We start from the raw sequence: 16,058 nt of genomic DNA, 5'->3' as shown, positions 1-16,058 counted from the left end.
GCTGAACAGCGCCGGGGGGCGGGTTGGGTCCGGGGCGGGAATGTTGCCGCTCCGGGGCAGTTACCTTTCGTTAGGCGCGACGCCGTGATGAACCGCAGATCGCCAACAGCCCGACGGATTCAGCCTTGTTCTCCCGTATCTTAGTCGTCCTTACTGGTCTGGCCGCGACACTGATCGCGGTACCCGCCGCGGCGTGTACGCTGACGTCGACGGTCGCCACGTCGCTCGGCACCTATTCGCCCGGCGCGGTGAAGGCGAAGGCTGTGCCGGCGCTGCAAAGCCGGGCGGGCTTGCAATGCGGGACCGCGCTGCTGGTACTTCTGAACGGCAACTACATCCGCGCCACGTTCCGCAGCACGAACGGGTTCAAGCTGTTGCGGACCGGCGGCGGCAGCGTCGCGTACAAGGCGTCGGCGGATGCGGGCGGCACCTATGCCTTCGCGCAGGGGACGACGATCAACTACCTCCAGAACAATTTGCTGAACGTACTGGGCCTGCTCGGCGGCAGCACTGCGGACCTGCCATTCTTCGTGCGGCCGGACGAGGCGACGCTGCCGCCGGTCGGGGTCTACAAAGACCGGATCACGATCGATTGGGATTGGAACATGTGCAACGGCGGCATCGGCCTGCTCGGCATCTGTCTGGGCGATTCGGATGTCGGCAGCGGCCGATCGGTGATCGATGTGACGCTGAGCGTGACGCCGCAGAACGCGACGATGGCGATGAGCACGACGACGATCTGGGATCCGGTCAACGGTTCGACGTACCCGAAGGCGATCCCCGGCAGCCGCGGATCGGTGTCGGTCGGCTTCACCAACCCCGACATCGTGCCGCTGGACGGCGGGCCGGTCGAGTTCGTCGTGCCGACGCCGGAGGGCAGCGCGATCGCGCTCGGCAGCGGCGACGGATGGACGGGCGCTGCGATCACGCTGTTGGAAGGATCGCCGGCGTCGGCGATGAGCCTGCGCTATACCGACGCGAGCGATGCCGGGGACGACGTCGACTTCTCTGCCGACAATGGCCAGACCTGGACGTACCTGCCGGTGGCGGGCAATTCCGCGTCGGAACGGGCGGTGACGCATGTCAAGGTCCGGGCACGGGGCATCATGGCCAAGACATCGAGTTTTGCGATCCGGATATCGTATCGGGTGCGCTGACGATGGCGCGATATGCCAGGGAGATGGGCATGAAGATGGTCTTTGGAGACAAGATCGTACCGACGCCCAAACGGCCCGAGAACGATGTCGATAATGTCTGGGGTCCGGCGTGGCATGCCTGGCGCGAGGGAGGAGGGTTCGTCCTGGAATATGACACGGGCGATCTCGGCGGACATCAGCGACGCTTCGACATCGACGAAAGCGAGTTCGCACGGCTTCGTGCCGATCCCGAGGCGTTCGATCCGATCATCCACGCGCACGGCGGCTGACGCTGCTGCCGGAGTGGTCCGTCAGTGCAGGACCGCCAGCGCCGCGCCGACGCCCGCCGCCGCGGAAAGCGCCGCGACGAGCGCGTAGCGCCAGCCCCCGATGCGGACGACCTCGATCTCCTTGAGAGGCGGAGCGGGAGGCTCGCCGCCGGGCGCGGGATAGCGCGCCTCGATCCGGCGGACGAGATCGGGCAGGCCCGCGAGCGTCTTGAAATCGAGGATCAGCCGGTCGGCCAGCGCCGCCTCCGGCCCCAGTTCGGTGCGAATCCACTCCGTCACGAACGGGGCGGCGGTGTGCCAGAGGTTGATGTCCGGATCGAGGCCGGTCGCCACGCCCTCCACCATCACCATCGTCTTCTGAAGCAGCAGCAGATGCGGCTGCGTGACCATGTCGAAGTCGCGGGTGATCGAGAACAGGCCGTCGAGCATCATGCCGATCGACATGTCCTTGACGGGCAGACCACGCATCGGTTCCCCCACGGCGCGCAACGCCGTCGCGAACTCGGCGACGTTGTGGTGGCTGGGGACATAGCCCGCCTCGAAATGGATTTCCGCGACGCGTTTGTAGTTGCCGGTGATGAGGCCATAGAGGATTTCCGCCAGCCACACGCGGGCGCGCCGGTCGATCCGGCCCATGATGCCGAAATCGATCGCGGCGATCTTGTTGCCGGGCAGGGCGAACAGATTGCCCTGATGCATGTCGGCGTGGAAGAATCCCTCTGCGATCGCCTGACGCAGAAAGGCGCGGACCAAAGTCTGCGCGAGCTTGGGCAGGTCATAGCCGGCGGCGATCAGCGCGGCACGATCGGACAGCTTGATGCCGTCGATCCACTCGATGGTCAGCACCTTGGCCGTCGAACGCGCCCAGTCGACCGCAGGAATGACGAAATCCGGCTCGGCCGTCATCGACTCGGCGAGTTCCGAGGCGGAGGCCGCCTCGCGTCGAAAGTTCAGTTCGCGCAGCGTCCAGCGCCGAAAATTCTCGATCGTCAGGCGGGGGCGGAGGCGGCGTGCCTCAATGCTCATGCCCTCGAGCTGTGCGGCGGCCCATTGATAGGTGTCGATCGCGCGGGCGAATTCCTCTTCGACTCCGGGACGCAGCACCTTGACCGCGACCTGACGACCGTCCGTGGTGACGGCGCGGTGGACCTGCGCGATCGAGGCGGCGCCGACCGGCGTCTCCTCGATTCGGGAAAACAACGTGTCGGGATCGCGGCCGAGGCCCGCACGCATCGCTTCGCGGATGATGTCGTACGGAACGGACGGCAATTGGTCCTGAAGCCGCAACAAGTCGCGGGTCGCGTCCTCCCCGACGAGGTCGGGGCGGGTGGCGAGCGTCTGGCCCAGCTTGATCGCGGCGGGACCGATCGCCTGGAACGCGTCGGCATAGCGCGGCTGCGCGGGCATGCGCGCGCCGAACCGGACGATACGCGCTAGCCGGCGGACCGGCGCGGGGGTGTTCGGGTCACGCTCGATGCCCAGGAGGGCGCCGTGACGGGCGAGCGTGCGGCCCCACGACGCAAGACGCCAGATATGAACGATGGGCGATGTCACGAAGCGGTCAGATCCGCCAGCCGGAGTGGATCGCGACGAGGCCGCCCATAATCGGTTCGACGCTGGTATTCACGAAGCCGGCGTCACCGATCATCTGCTGAAACTTCGGCATGTCCGGAAAGCGACGAATTGATTCGACCAGGTACCGATAGCTGTCGGCGTCGCGCGCGAGGAGCTGGCCGAGCTTCGGCACCAGCTTGTGCGAATAGGCATCGTACACGTCCGCGAAGCCCGGCCACGTCACGGTCGAGAATTCGAGGCAGAAGAAGCGCCCGCCACGGCGCAGGACGCGGTGCGCCTCCTTCAGGGCGGCAGGAATGTCGGTGACGTTCCGGATGCCGAACGCGATCGTGTAGGCGTCGAAGAAGCGGTCGGGAAAGGTGAGCGACTCGGCGTTGGCCTCCGTCCAGACCAAGCCGTCTATGCCGCGCTTCTGCGCACGCTCCATCCCGACTTCGAGCATCGCGGGGTTGATGTCGGCGACGGTGATCGCGGCGCCGGACACGGCCATCCGGAAGGCGATGTCGCCGGTGCCGCCGGCCATGTCCAGGATCTGCTCGTGCCCGCGCGGCTTCACGCGACGAACGAAGCGATCCTTCCACAGCCGGTGCATGCCGCCCGACATCGCGTCGTTCATCAAGTCGTAGCTGGAGGCGACGCTGGTGAAGACGCCGCCGACGCGGGCGGTCTTCTCGGTCGGGGCGACGTCTTCGTAGCCGAAGGAAACGGTGTCGGTCATGCGATTGCCCTAGCGGGCGCTTGTGGCCCGGGCAAACGCAACCTAGCTGACTGGCGTGCCAGAATTACCCGAAGTGGAAACTACCGTTCGGGGGCTGACCCCCGTGCTGTCCGGAAAGCGCCTGGCGCTGGTCGAGCCGCGGCGTGCGGACCTGCGCAAGGCGATCCCGCTCGATCTGCGGCAGCGGATGCAGGGGGCGACGGTGACCTCGCTGGGGCGGCGGGCGAAGTACGGGATGATCGATACGGATCGTGGCGACACGATGATCTTCCACCTCGGCATGTCGGGGCGTTGGCGGGTCGATCCGGGGGAGTTGCTGGCGCACGATCATCTGGTGATCGAGACGGACGCCGGGCGGCGGCTGGCGTTGAACGATCCGCGGCGGTTCGGCTTTCTGGACCTGGTACGGACGGACGCGGTGGCGGAGTATCCGCCGTTTGCGGCCATGGGGCCGGAACCGCTCGGGCCGGAGTTGACGGCGAGTTATCTGGCGCTCGCGCTGGCGGGGCGGGCTGCGCCGATCAAGGCGATGCTGCTCGACCAGCGCATCGTGGCGGGACTCGGCAACATCTATGTATGCGAGGCGCTGCACATGGCGCGGATCGCGCCGTCGCGGGCGGCGGGACGGATTTCCGAATATCGCCTGGAGCGGCTGGTGACCGCGATCCGTGCGGTGCTCGAGTCGGCCATCGCTGCGGGCGGATCGACCTTGCGCGATTTCGCCGCGCCGGACGGCGAACTCGGCTATTTTTCGAAGCAGTTCCTGGTCTATGGCCGGGAGGGTGAAGCCTGTGCGTGCGGTGGGCCGGTGAAGCGCCGGACGGAAGCGGGTCGATCCACCTTCTGGTGCCCCAAATGCCAGCGGACATAGTTGACCCACGCGGCGGCAAACGCTAAGGGCGTCGCCTTCGAGAGGCGTAGGGTGTTCCCGGCGCCTCTTTTCCAATGATGACCACCTAAGGAACGACCCAGCATGGCGAACACGCCGCAAGCCAAGAAGCGTATCCGTCGCAACGACCGTCGCGCCGAAGTGAACGGTGCACGCGTCGGCCGCATCCGTACCTTCGTGAAGAAGGTCGAAGCGGCACTGGCGTCGGGCGACAAGGCCGCGGCGACCGAAGCACTGGCAGCGGTGCAGCCTGAGCTGCAGCGCGGCGTCGCCAAGGGCGTGCTCCATAAGAACACCGCCAGCCGCAAGTTCTCGCGCCTGACCAAGGCGTTGTCCGGCCTCGCATGAGGTGACGCGCGGCGGCGCGATGCCGACGCTGTCGATCGACTGAATTAAGCCCGCCGGGAGCGATCCCGGCGGGCTTTTTCGTGGCTGAAACCTTGATCCCGAAGGAACCGGAACGGGTCTGGCGATAACCCTAGGATTCGCCGCGATTCGTGACCCGAAGCCGCTGTCAAATCTCCAAAAGCTCATATTTTACAGTGGCTTGTGCGAATTCTGACGCGTTTGCGTGAGTCAATCCCGTATGTTTCTTTTTCGTGACTTGATCGTCACCCCCCGGTCTTCATAATCGATCCCACGCCGCCGGTGACCACCGCGGCGTCAGAATCAGTCGAACCAAAGCCGGTCATTCCAGGGAATGACCTCGGGGGCTTTTTGTCGCTGGAAGATGAGAAACGGCGGGGCATCGTGCCTTTGCCGGCGGGAGAGTGCGCGCGTGAACGATCGGCAGGCAGACATGGCGGGCGAGCAGGCGAAAGCCTGGGCGCGCGTGCGTGCCAGCCTGCGGGAATCGGCAGGCGCCCGACTGTTCGACCAGTGGCTGAAGCCGATCGAGCTGGTGGCGGCGGACGAGGCGGACACGGTCCGGCTGGCGCTGCCGTCCGCATTCATGACGAACTGGGTCCGCAGCCATTATGCGGACCGGCTGGCGCTGGAGTTCCGGCAGCATCTGCCGCACGTGCGCAGCGTCGAGGTCGAAACCCGGCGGCTGGGTGCGGTGGCCGAGGTGCTGACGATCGAGTCGCCGGCGCCGGAGCGTGCGCCGGTGCAGGTCGCGGCGGCACCGGATGCCGGCATGATCTTCGAGCGCCCGGTGCTCGAATCGCGTTACACGTTCGACCGGTTCGTGGTGGATCAGTCCAACCGCGTCGCCTTCAACGCCGCCCGCACCGTCGCCGAGCCGGGGCGGCCGCGCTTCTCGCCCTTGTTCCTGCATGGGGGCACCGGTCAGGGGAAAACGCACCTGATGCATGCGATCGCGCATGCGTTCCTGGCGGCGAACCCCGACGCGAACGTGCTGTGCATGTCCGCCGAGCGGTTCATGTTCGACTTCGTGGCGGCGATGCGGGTGCGCGACACCTTCGCGTTCAAGGCGCGGCTGCGGTCGGCCGACCTGCTGCTGATCGACGACCTCCAGTTCATCGCCGGCAAGGACGCGACGCAGGAAGAGTTCTTCCACACCATCAACGAGATTGTCGGTGCCGGTAAACGGCTGGTGATCGCCGCCGATCGCGCGCCCCAGCATCTGGACGGTGTCGAGCCGCGCATCATCGGGCGACTCGGGGCGGGGCTGGTTGCCGATATCAAGGCGGCGGACCTGCCGCTTCGTCGCGCGATCCTGACGCGGAAGGTCGCGGACCTGCCCGACGCCAAGGTTCCGGCCGACGTGCTCGACCTGCTGGCGGCGCGCATCCATTCGAGCATCCGCGAGCTGGAGGGCGCGCTGATGCGCGTCGTCGCCTATGCGTCGCTGACCGGTGAGACGCTGGACCTGGACTTCGCGGTGCAGACGCTGGGCGATTCGCTCCGCGGGGCACAGCGGAGGGTGACGATCGACGAGATCCAGAAGCTGGTCAGCCAGCATTTCGACCTGAAGCCGCTCGACCTGATCTCGGCGCGGCGCGCGCGGGCGGTGGCCCGGCCGCGACAGATCGCGATGTATCTGTCGAAGCGGCTAACGACCCGCTCGCTGCCGGAGATCGGGCGCAAGTTCGGTGGCCGCGATCATTCGACCGTCATCCACGCGGTGCGGCGGATCGAGGAACTGCGCGACAGCGACCGCGATGTCGATGCGGCGGTGCGCGTGTTACTTCGCGAGCTGGAAGCCTGAGGGCCGGCTGGTTTCGGTAACTCTCGGCCGGTAAGCAGCTTTGCGAAGCGGCGGCCGGAGAGACGATCATGACAGTGCTGGTGACGGGAGCCGCGGGTTTCGTGGGGCATGCGACGGCGCATCGCCTGCTGGCGCGGGGCGAGCGGGTCGTCGGGATCGATATCGTCAATGACTATTACGATCCGATGCTCAAGGCGGCGCGGCTGGCGACGTTCGATGGGCTATCGGACTTTACGTTCGAGCGGATGGACATCGCCGATGCGGCGGCGGTGGCGGCACTGGTGCGGCGGGAGGGGGTGACGCGGGTCGTCCATCTCGCGGCGCAGGCGGGGGTCCGCTATTCGATCGAGAACCCGTTCGCTTATGAGCGGTCGAACCTGGCCGGGCATCTGTCGGTGATGGAGGCGTGCCGGCATGCGCCAGCCGTCGAGCATCTGGTCTATGCGTCGTCGAGCAGCGTCTATGGCGACCGGCCGATGGGCGGGCAGGGGTTCCGCGAGGACGATCCGGTCGATGCGCCGGTGTCGCTCTATGCCGCGACCAAGCGGGCCTGCGAGTTGATGAGCCAGTCCTATGCGGCGCTGTACGGACTGCCGCAGACGGGGCTGCGCTTCTTTACGGTGTACGGGCCGTGGGGGCGGCCGGACATGGCGTATTTCTCGTTTTCGCAGAAGATCATGGCCGGCGAGCCGATCGAGGTGTTCGGCGAGGGGCGGATGGCGCGGGACTTCACCTATATCGACGATATCGTCGACGGTGTCGTCGGGGCGCTGGATCACCCGCCGGAAGGCGAGGGGGCGGCGCGGCACCGGGTTCTGAACATCGGGGACAGTCACCCGGTGGGGCTGATGGCGATGATCGAGTCGCTGGAACGGGCGCTGGGGCGGACGGCGGAGAAGGTGATGCGGCCGATGCAGAAGGGGGACGTGACGGCGACCTTCGCCGATGTGTCGAAGCTGAATGCGCTGACGGGGTATCGGCCGAAGGTGATGCTGGACGAGGGGCTGGACCGATTCGCTTCGTGGTTCCGCGGATATTATGGTTGAGTTCGAGCGGGTTGGCCCGATCGAGCGATCGGAAGGTTAGGCTAAGGTTAGTCCAACGTGCTTGGTTCGGGGAGCGCGCGGTGGGGCTGATGTCTCCTGCTGTCTATGCAGGATTCGGGGTGTGTAGGACAGTCGGCACCCGCCATGCGCCGTGCGCTGGGGGTCAGATTTGCAAGCCCATCGCTTGCTGGGCCGCGAGCAGCGTCGGAGCTGCCAGCGCTCGGGCGCGGTCGGCGCCGTCTTCCAGCACCTTCGCGACGGCGGTACGGTCATCCAGCAGATTGACGAGGCGTTCGCGGATCGGGGCGAGGACGCCGATCGCGAGGTCCGCAAGCGCGGGTTTGAAGGTGCCGAAGCCCTTGCCGGCGAACTCCGTCAGGACCGCGTCGACGCCGGTGCCTGCAAGGGCGGCGTAGATCGTGACGAGGTTGCGCGCCTCCGGGCGGTCGGCGAGTTCGGCGGCGGTGGCGGGAAGTTCGCCGGCGTCGGACTTCGCCTTGCGCAGTTTCTGGGCGATGGCGTCGTCGCTGTCGACGAGGGCGATGCGAGACGCCTCCGACGGATCGGACTTGGACATCTTGGCGGTACCGTCGCGCAAAGACATGATGCGGGGCGCGGCGGCGGAGATGAACGGGTCGGGCAGGGTGAACAGCTCGACGCCGAAATCCTGATTGAACTTCGTGGCGATGTCGCGGGCGAGTTCCAGATGCTGCTTCTGGTCGTCGCCGACCGGGACGTGCGTCGCCTGATACAGGAGCACGTCGGCGGCTTGTAGGACGGGATAGGTGAACAGGCCGACGCTGGCCCTTTCGCGGTTCTTGCCCGCCTTGTCCTTCCACTGCGTCATGCGGTTGAGCCAGCCCATGCGGGCGGTCCCCTGCAGCAGCCAGCAGAGTTCGGCATGAGCCGGCACGCGCGCCTGATTGAACAGGATCGCCTTCGTGGGATCGATCCCGCAGGCGAGCAGGGTCGCGGCCATCTCGACCGTATTCGACGCGAGTTCCTTCGGATCGATGGCGACGGTCAGTGCGTGCAGATCGGCGAGGAAGAACAGCGACTCCGCCTGATGCTGCATGTCGACCCACTGGCGGATCGCACCGAGATAATTGCCGAGATGGAGGTTGCCGGTGGGCTGGATGCCGGAGACGACGCGCAACGGAAATTCCTTCAGGTGGAACGGCGGACCAGACGCGCGAGGTCGCTCTTGCGGACCGCGCCGGTCAGGATGGTGGCGGCGGCATAGACGACGCCGCCGGTGGCGACCAGCACCGCCAGCGCCCCCCAGCGTTCCCAGTTGGTGCCGGTGACATAGGGCTGGAACTGCGCGTTCAGGAACCACATCGCCGCGCCCATCATCACCGCGGCGATCAGCAGGCGCGGCGCCCGGCGGCGCAGTTGCGCGTCGGGAACGAAGTGGCCGCGCTTCGCCAGCGTGCGATAGAGCAGCACGACGTTGACGGTGCTGGCGATCGCGGTCGCGAGGGGTGGGCCGACATGCTTCAGCGGCACGATGAACGCGAGATTGAGGCCGAGATTCACCGCCATCGACAGCGTCGCATAGCGCACGGGCGTGCGCGTATCGGACCGCGCATAATAGCCGGGCGTCAATACCTTCACGAGGATGTAGGAGGGCAGACCGATCGAGAAGGCGGCGAGCGCCTGCGCGGTCAGCAGACTGTCGAGCGCGGTGAAGCGACCGTGCTGGAACAGCGCGGCGGTGATCGGCGTCCCGCACACGATCAGCGCGACGGTGGCCGGCAGCGTCAGGAACAGCGCGAGTTCCATGCCGCGGTTCTGCGTCGCCATCGCCTCCGCCTCTTCGCCGCGACCGAGATGGCGCGAGATGGTGGGAAGGAGGACGGTGCCGAGACCGATACCGATCAGGCCGAGCGGCAACTGGTTCAGACGATCGGCGTAATAGATGTAGCTGACCGAGCCGGCCGGCAGCAGCGCGGCGGTCAGCGCGGTGGAGACGACGAGGTTGATCTGCACCGCGCCAGACCCGGCGGCGGCGGGCCAGATCAACGACAACAGCTTCTTCACGTCCGGGTTGAGCGTCGGGCGCTTGATCCGCAGTCGCACGCCGGAGCGGCGGCACGCGTCCATCAGCCAGAGCAGTTGCAGCACGCCCGAGACGGTGACGGCGATCGCCTGATTACGCGCGGTGAACAGCGGTTCGTGGGTGTGGAACAGCAGCAGCGAGGCGATCAGCGTCAGGTTCAGCAGGATCGGCGCGGCGGCGTTGACCCAGAATTTGTGCAGCGAATTCAGGATGCCGCCGAGCAGCGAGACCAGGCTGATGAGCAGAAGATACGGGAAGGTGATACGCGCGAGCGACACGACGAACGCGAACTGTTCCGGCGTGGCGTCGTGGAAACCACCCGACAACAGCCACGTCATCGGCCACGCGGCGACTTCCATGACGATGGTCATGACGATCAGCACCGGAAGCAGCACCGACAGCGCGTCCTCCGCGAAGGCGACGCCCGTGGGCAGGCCGTTGCCGTCCTTGTCGGCGACCTTGCGGTTGAACATCGGGATGAAGGCGGCGGAGAATGCGCCCTCCGCAAACAGCGCGCGGAACATATTGGGCAGGCGGAACGCGATCTGGAACGCGTCCGACGCGAAGTTCGCACCGACGAAGCGCGCGAACAGCATGTCGCGGGCGACGCCGAGTACCCGGCTGACGAGCGTGAGCCCGCCGACCGAGCCGAGCGCCTTGGCGATGTTCATGGCAGCGGCTGGAGTGGCATGAGAGGGTCCGTTCGGAGGGGCGGCGGGCGATCCGCCTTACCGTTCGCGGGGTGCGAAGTCGAAGATCGGCATTTGGGGCCTGTGCTTCGATTGCGCTCGGCACCAGCGGTGGACGGGGTGCTGCCCGTATCCACCCGCCCCGCTAACACCCCGCTCCGTTCGTCTCGAGTAGGGAGCGAGCAGAGGCGAGAGCCTATATCGAGAGACTTGGCCCACGGGGTATGTGTCTCGATAGGCCGTCTCGACTACGCTCGACAGCTACTCGAGAGGAACGGGAGGGGGGAGGCAGATGGGTGAGGGGGTGCATCGGCCCACGCTCATCCCACCCTCAACCGGTCAGAGGTCAGGCGACGCCGGCGACGGGCGACTGGCCCTGCTGCTGCGCCTGTTGCAGGTACAACTGGCCGAAGTCGATCGGCTCCAGCAGCAGCGGGGGGAAGCCGCCGTCGCGGACGGCGTCGGCGAGGACGCGGCGGGCGAACGGGAAGAGGAGGCGCGGAGCCTCGCCCAGCAGGAAGGGCTGGATCTGCTCGGTCGGCACGTTGCGGAAGCCGAACAGGCCGGCGAAAGCGAGGTCGACGATGAAGGCGACCTGACCCTCGGTCTCGGCGCGGACGTCGATCTTCAGCACGACCTCATGCACGTCGTCGGCCACCTGGTTGGCGGCGATGTTGAACTGCACGTCGATCTGCGGCGGCGTCTGCACCTGATAGATGGCGGGCGCGGTCGGGTTCTCGAACGACAGGTCCTTGACGTATTGAGAGATCATGCCGGCGGCGGGGGCGGTGTCGGCTCCGTTCGCGAGCGGCTGGTTCGCATCCTGCGCGCCGAAATCGCCGAAATCGGGGCCGTTGTCCTGTGCCATCTGGTCTTCCTTCGTTTAGGTGGCGGAGCGAAGCGACGCGCTCGCGCGTTCGACCCATCGGGTCGGTCGCCTAGCAGCGCACCCCGTCAGGTTCAACGGGAAGCGTTTCACGGGCCGGGTTGGAAATACGCGCGGTGCGGCCTATGTTGGCACACTGGATCGGAGGCATGGTGCTCTACGTAATTGTGTTCGCGATGATCGCCGCCTTTTTGGGCTTGCGGCTGTATGCCATGCTCGGGAAGCGTACGGGGGCGGAGCAGCAGCCGCTGGCACGTGCCGCCGAGGAGCGGAGCGCGCTCGCGTCCGCGCCGCGGACCATCGATGCGACACCCGAGGTGCGCGAGCCGGCCAACCGCAACATCGATAGTGGTGCGGAGCCGGGCCTTCGCCAGATCGTCGGCGCCGAAAGCGGATTCGACGTGGCGCAGTTCCTGGGCGGTGCACAGGGCGCATACCGGATGATCCTGGAAGCATTCTGGCGCAACGACGAGGCGGCGCTGGCCGAACTGGTCGACGAGCCGGTGCTGGGTGCGTTCAACGAAGCGATCGCGCAGCGCCGCGAAAGCGGTGAGACGCTCGACAATCGCCTGATCCGCATCGAGCAGGCGGCGATCGCCGATGCGGCGGTGCAGGCAGGCGAGGCGCGCATTACGGTGCGCTTCGATGCCGACATCGCTGCGGTGACGCGCGATGCCCAGGGTCAGGTGATCGCCGGATCGCTGACGGACGCGATCGAGACGCACGACGTGTGGACGTTCGCGCGTCGCCTGAAGAGTGGCGACCCCAATTGGAAGCTCGTCGATACCGACGAAGCCTGATAACCGCCGCCGGATGAAGGTTCATCTGGCTTTGCCGCTGGCGTTCGCGCTGGCGGCCTGCGGCGGGCGCATCGTGCCGCCGACCACCGTATCGAGCGTGCCGGGTACGCCGGCTCCGGCGCCAACCCCTGGCAAGGTCGTGCACAAGCCGTCGCGCCCCGACGTGCCCGTCAACGTGCGGCCGTCGGACGGCCGTATTGTCGGCGCGGTGCCGATCGTGGCGGTGCCGGTGGCGCCGGTCGCCGGAGCGGCGACCGCGGTGGCGGCGGGCGTGATCGCGGGACCACCGATCGCGTCATTGCCGTTGACGCCGGCGCAGGCGGAGGCGGCGCGGGTGGCGTTCGCGCGCTCCTGCCCCGGGCTGATGCGACGCGCCGACACTTCCGGGCTGACGCGCGGTGCGGACTGGCAGGCGGCCTGTGCTGCCGCAGCCGCGGGCGGCGATGCTCGGGCGTTCTTCGCGCAATATTTCGAGGCGGTGCAGGTCGGTGACGGCAAGGCATTCGCGACCGGCTATTACGAACCGGAAATCCGCGGGTCGCTGGAGCGGCGATCCGGGTATGAGGTGCCGGTCTATGGTCGCCCGACCGACCTGATCGACGTCGATCTCGGCAAGTTCTCCGACGATCTCAAGGGCAAGAAGGTCCGCGGCCGGGTCGAGGGCAGCGCGCTGGTGCCGTATTACGACCGCACGCAGATCGAGGACGGTGCGCTCGCCAAATCGGCACCCGTGATCGCCTGGGCGGCGGACCCGGTGGAGATGTTCTTCCTGCAAATCCAGGGGTCGGGGCGGTTGCGGCTGCCGGACGGGAACATCCTGCGGATCGGGTACGACACGCAAAACGGGCGTTCCTATACGGGCATCGGATCGCTGATGCGGCAGCGCGGGCTGTTGCAGCCGGGGCAGGCGTCGATGCAGGGCATCGTCGCGTGGCTGCGCGCCAATCCGGAGCAGGGCCGCGCACTGATGCGCGAGAATAAGAGCTTCGTGTTCTTCCGCGAGCTGGACGGCCCGCCGCAGGGGGCGATGGGCTATGCTGTGACCGGGCAGGTTAGTGCGGCGACCGATCCGAAGTTCGTGCCGCTGGGTGCGCCGGTGTTCCTGTCGCTCGATCGGGCGGACGCGAGCGGGCTGTGGGTGGCGCAGGATACCGGCGGCGCGATCAAGGGCAGCAACCGCTTCGACACGTTCTGGGGCGCTGGTGCGGGCGCGGAGACGACGGCGGGCGGCATGTCCGGGCGCGGCACGGCGTTCCTGCTGCTGCCGGTCGGTATTGTCGCGCGGCTGAACGCCGGGCGGGTGTCGGCTGCGCCTTATGCGGCTCCGGCGGCTTCGTCGCCGACGGGGCGGCTCGACGGGATTCTCGGTGCGTCGCCTACACCCTGACGAGGCCAGCGCCTGGGGGAAGGTGATGGCGACCGTCCGTCCGATGCGCGTGGTGCGGCCGGTAGCGGCGGTCGCGCCCGAGGCGGCGACGCAGGTCGAATTTCCGCAGCGGGTGAAGGAGGTGCGGCGTCCTGTCGCTCCGGTGGTGGTGAAGCCCCCATCGGCAGCGCGGGTCGCGCAGAATACGCTCGACGCCTCCTGGGATCGCAAGCTGGGGCGGGGGATCGTCTCGCCGGACAGCTCGATCGACCTGCACGGGCATACGCTGGCGTCGGCGCATGCGCTGCTGGATCAGGGGCTGGAGCGGGCGATCCGGCGCGGCGACCGGGTGCTGTTGCTGGTGACGGGCAAGCCGCCGCGGCCGGAGAGCGAGCGCCCGCACGCGCGCGGTGCGATCCGGGCGGCGGTTTCGGACTGGCTGGGCTCCTCGCGGCATTGCGACGCGATTGCGGCGGTGCGGGGCGCGCACCCGCGGCATGGCGGGCAGGGGGCCTTGTACATCATCCTGCGGCGGGGGCGGGAGACGGGTTAGACTTTTGCGGATTGTGGGGATGCGGAGCCGCGGAGAATATCCGCTAACGCCTCTAAGCGTGGCCGACTCGCCGGATCACGTCGGCGTAGATGTCGGTCAGGGCCAGCAGGTCCGCGACCGCGACGGCTTCGTCGACCTTGTGCATCGTGGCGTTGAGCAGGCCGAACTCCACCGTCGGGCAGAGCCGCGACAGGAAGCGGGCGTCGGAGGTCCCTCCGGTGGTCGATAGTTCGGGAACGATGCCGAGCCGCGCCTCGATCGCCGCGGAGACGGTGGCCGACAGCGGGCCGGGCTGGGTCAGGAACGCCTCGCCCGAGACGCGGCCCTGAGCGGTGCCGCCGTGGCGAGTGGCGATCTCCGCCATACGGTCGATCAGCGTCGCGCCGCTGTGTTCGTCGTTGAAGCGGATCGATAACCGCGCGCCGGCATGGGCCGGGATGACGTTGTGCGCAGGATTGCCGCAGGTCAGGTCGGTGACCTCGATGTTCGACGGCTGGAACCAGGCATTGCCGTGATCCAGCACAAGCGCGTCGACATCCGCCAGGATCGCCACGAGCCGCGTGATGGGGTTATCGGCGAGATGGGGGTAGGCGACATGGCCCTGCTTGCCGGCGACGTCGATGTGGATGTTGACCGACCCGCGCCGGCCGATCTTGATCGTGTCGCCGAGCCGGGCGGCGGAGGTCGGCTCGCCGACGATGCACAGGTCGGGCGCGATCCCGTGGGCGGCCATGCGATCGATCAACGCGAGCGTGCCGAAGGTGGCGGGACCCTCCTCGTCACCGGTGACGATGAGCGTCAGCGGCGGCCCTGCGGCTTGCGCGGCGGCGGCGGCGAAAGCGGCGACCGCGCCCTTCATGTCGACCGCGCCGCGCCCGTACAGAAGCTCCCCGCGAATCTCGCCGGACCAGGGCGAGCCCTGCCAGCCCTCTCCCGGTGGGACCACGTCGAGGTGGCCGGCAAAGGCGAGGTGCGGACCCGTGCCGGGCCGGGTCGCGAGCATGTTCTCGACCGGTCCGTCCGGGGCCTCTCCCGCCACGAACCGGTCGATCGCGAAACCAAGCGGGGTGAGCGCCGCCTCCAGTACATCGAACACCGCGCCGCGCGCGGGCGTGACGCTGTCGGCGCGCAGCAACGCCGCGGCGAGCGCGACGGGATCGATCATGTCGCGGGCTGCTCGAACTTCTGGATGATCCAATCCTCTTCCTGCGCGGAGGCGATCCAGTCCTGCATGAAGGGGTGGTTCAGCAGCGCCTGCATATAGCCGGTGGCGAAGCGCGCGATCGGCAACTGATAGGTGACGATGCGCGTCGCGACGGGGGCGAACATGATGTCCGCCGCACCGAAGTCTCCGAACAGGAACTCGCCGTCCCCGCCGAAGCGGGCGCGCGCCTGCGCCCACAATTCCATGACGCGTTGCAATTCGACCAGCACCTCGTCGGTCGGTCGCTGCGGCGGGAACACCTGGCGGATGTTCATCGGGTGCTGGCGGCGCAGATTGGGGAAGCTGGAGTGCATCTCCGCCGCCATCGATCGCGCCATCGCGCGGGCGGCATCGTCGGCCGGCCAGAACGCGTCGCGGCCGACCTTGTCGGCGAGATAGTCGATGATCGCGAGGCTGTCCCACACCACCGCCTCGCCGTCCCACAGGATCGGCACCTTGCCCGACGAGGGCGCGAACTCGTCGCCGGCGCGGCGGCGGTCCCAATCGTCGTCGTACAGCGGCACGACGACTTCTTCGAAGGGCAGCCCCGACTGCTTCGCCGCGAGCCAGCCGCGCAGCGACCAGGAGGAATAGGCCTTGTTGCCGATGATGAGCTTCATGCGCGACGGGGTAGGGGGTGACGGCGGATCGGGCAATCTCCTCCGGTTCGC

General features: G+C 67.6%; 16 protein-coding genes. 9 read left to right on the top strand and 7 right to left on the bottom strand.

Annotation, left to right across the window (positions count from 1 at the left end):
* Positions 1–125: 125 nt before the first annotated feature.
* On the top strand, positions 126–1,157 hold the full coding sequence (locus AC0CH8_RS04905) for a spore coat protein U domain-containing protein (RefSeq protein WP_465238937.1): 1,032 nt from the start codon (positions 126–128) through the stop codon (positions 1,155–1,157).
* 29 nt (positions 1,158–1,186) lie between these two features.
* Positions 1,187–1,426 carry a hypothetical protein gene (locus AC0CH8_RS04900; protein ID WP_465238936.1) on the top strand — a complete coding sequence of 80 codons (240 nt, stop codon included), beginning with the start codon at positions 1,187–1,189 and terminating at the stop codon, positions 1,424–1,426.
* A gap of 21 nt (positions 1,427–1,447) precedes the next feature.
* Here the strand turns inward: AC0CH8_RS04900 and ubiB are convergent, their stop codons facing one another.
* Both ubiB and AC0CH8_RS04890 read right to left on the bottom strand, forming a co-directional pair.
* On the bottom strand, positions 1,448–2,980 hold the full coding sequence (gene ubiB / locus AC0CH8_RS04895; protein ID WP_204194266.1) for a 2-polyprenylphenol 6-hydroxylase: 1,533 nt from the start codon (positions 2,978–2,980) through the stop codon (positions 1,448–1,450).
* 7 nt (positions 2,981–2,987) lie between these two features.
* A complete protein-coding gene (locus tag AC0CH8_RS04890; protein ID WP_465238935.1) occupies positions 2,988–3,719 on the bottom strand; it encodes a class I SAM-dependent methyltransferase in 732 nt (243 codons plus the stop codon).
* A gap of 55 nt (positions 3,720–3,774) precedes the next feature.
* Here AC0CH8_RS04890 and mutM point away from each other — a divergent pair, with 55 nt between their 5' ends.
* The 4 genes from mutM to AC0CH8_RS04870 all read left to right on the top strand — a co-directional run bounded on the left by mutM (position 3,775) and on the right by AC0CH8_RS04870 (position 7,827).
* Positions 3,775–4,590: a bifunctional DNA-formamidopyrimidine glycosylase/DNA-(apurinic or apyrimidinic site) lyase gene (gene mutM, locus AC0CH8_RS04885; protein ID WP_465238934.1), complete on the top strand. Its 816-nt coding sequence runs from the start codon at positions 3,775–3,777 to the stop codon at positions 4,588–4,590.
* A 102-nt stretch (positions 4,591–4,692) separates the two neighbouring features.
* Positions 4,693–4,956, top strand: a complete 264-nt coding sequence (rpsT, locus tag AC0CH8_RS04880; RefSeq protein ID WP_204194255.1) for a 30S ribosomal protein S20 — start codon at positions 4,693–4,695, stop codon at positions 4,954–4,956.
* Positions 4,957–5,407: 451 nt separating this feature from the next.
* Positions 5,408–6,781 (top strand): chromosomal replication initiator protein DnaA, encoded by a 1,374-nt coding sequence (gene dnaA, locus AC0CH8_RS04875; protein WP_239474020.1) that lies wholly within the window; start codon positions 5,408–5,410, stop codon positions 6,779–6,781.
* Positions 6,782–6,849: 68 nt separating this feature from the next.
* Entirely contained in the window at positions 6,850–7,827 is a 978-nt protein-coding gene (locus tag AC0CH8_RS04870) for an NAD-dependent epimerase/dehydratase family protein (protein WP_465238933.1), read from the top strand.
* 163 nt (positions 7,828–7,990) lie between these two features.
* Here AC0CH8_RS04870 and trpS read toward each other — a convergent pair whose 3' ends face one another.
* The 3 genes from trpS to secB form a co-directional block, all read right to left on the bottom strand.
* Positions 7,991–8,983 carry a tryptophan--tRNA ligase gene (trpS, locus tag AC0CH8_RS04865; RefSeq protein ID WP_465238932.1) on the bottom strand — a complete coding sequence of 331 codons (993 nt, stop codon included), beginning with the start codon at positions 8,981–8,983 and terminating at the stop codon, positions 7,991–7,993.
* Between the two features lie 11 nt (positions 8,984–8,994).
* On the bottom strand, positions 8,995–10,560 hold the full coding sequence (gene murJ, locus AC0CH8_RS04860; protein WP_465238931.1) for a murein biosynthesis integral membrane protein MurJ: 1,566 nt from the start codon (positions 10,558–10,560) through the stop codon (positions 8,995–8,997).
* A gap of 364 nt (positions 10,561–10,924) precedes the next feature.
* Entirely contained in the window at positions 10,925–11,446 is a 522-nt protein-coding gene (gene secB / locus AC0CH8_RS04855; RefSeq protein WP_204194246.1) for a protein-export chaperone SecB, read from the bottom strand.
* A gap of 167 nt (positions 11,447–11,613) precedes the next feature.
* Here secB and AC0CH8_RS04850 point away from each other — a divergent pair, with 167 nt between their 5' ends.
* Genes AC0CH8_RS04850 through AC0CH8_RS04840 form a run of 3 tightly spaced genes read left to right on the top strand, consistent with a single transcriptional unit; the run spans position 11,614 to position 14,183 of the window.
* Positions 11,614–12,264 carry a Tim44/TimA family putative adaptor protein gene (locus AC0CH8_RS04850; protein WP_465238930.1) on the top strand — a complete coding sequence of 217 codons (651 nt, stop codon included), beginning with the start codon at positions 11,614–11,616 and terminating at the stop codon, positions 12,262–12,264.
* 13 nt (positions 12,265–12,277) lie between these two features.
* Positions 12,278–13,651: a murein transglycosylase A gene (gene mltA / locus AC0CH8_RS04845; protein WP_465238929.1), complete on the top strand. Its 1,374-nt coding sequence runs from the start codon at positions 12,278–12,280 to the stop codon at positions 13,649–13,651.
* Between the two features lie 25 nt (positions 13,652–13,676).
* Positions 13,677–14,183: a Smr/MutS family protein gene (locus AC0CH8_RS04840; protein ID WP_465238928.1), complete on the top strand. Its 507-nt coding sequence runs from the start codon at positions 13,677–13,679 to the stop codon at positions 14,181–14,183.
* Positions 14,184–14,235: 52 nt separating this feature from the next.
* Here AC0CH8_RS04840 and dapE read toward each other — a convergent pair whose 3' ends face one another.
* Both dapE and AC0CH8_RS04830 read right to left on the bottom strand, forming a co-directional pair.
* Positions 14,236–15,348, bottom strand: a complete 1,113-nt coding sequence (dapE, locus tag AC0CH8_RS04835) for a succinyl-diaminopimelate desuccinylase (protein ID WP_465238927.1) — start codon at positions 15,346–15,348, stop codon at positions 14,236–14,238.
* Positions 15,345–16,007, bottom strand: coding sequence for a glutathione S-transferase family protein (locus tag AC0CH8_RS04830; RefSeq protein WP_204194233.1), 663 nt, complete (start codon positions 16,005–16,007; stop codon positions 15,345–15,347). Before AC0CH8_RS04830 ends, dapE begins: the two co-directional genes overlap by 4 nt.
* Between the last annotated feature and the right edge of the window lie 51 nt (positions 16,008–16,058).

The sequence above is a fragment of the Sphingomonas sp. AC435 genome, from assembly GCF_979253005.1.
The sequence above is the reverse complement of the archived record's forward strand: the minus strand, read 5'-3'. Positions and strand labels throughout refer to the sequence as shown.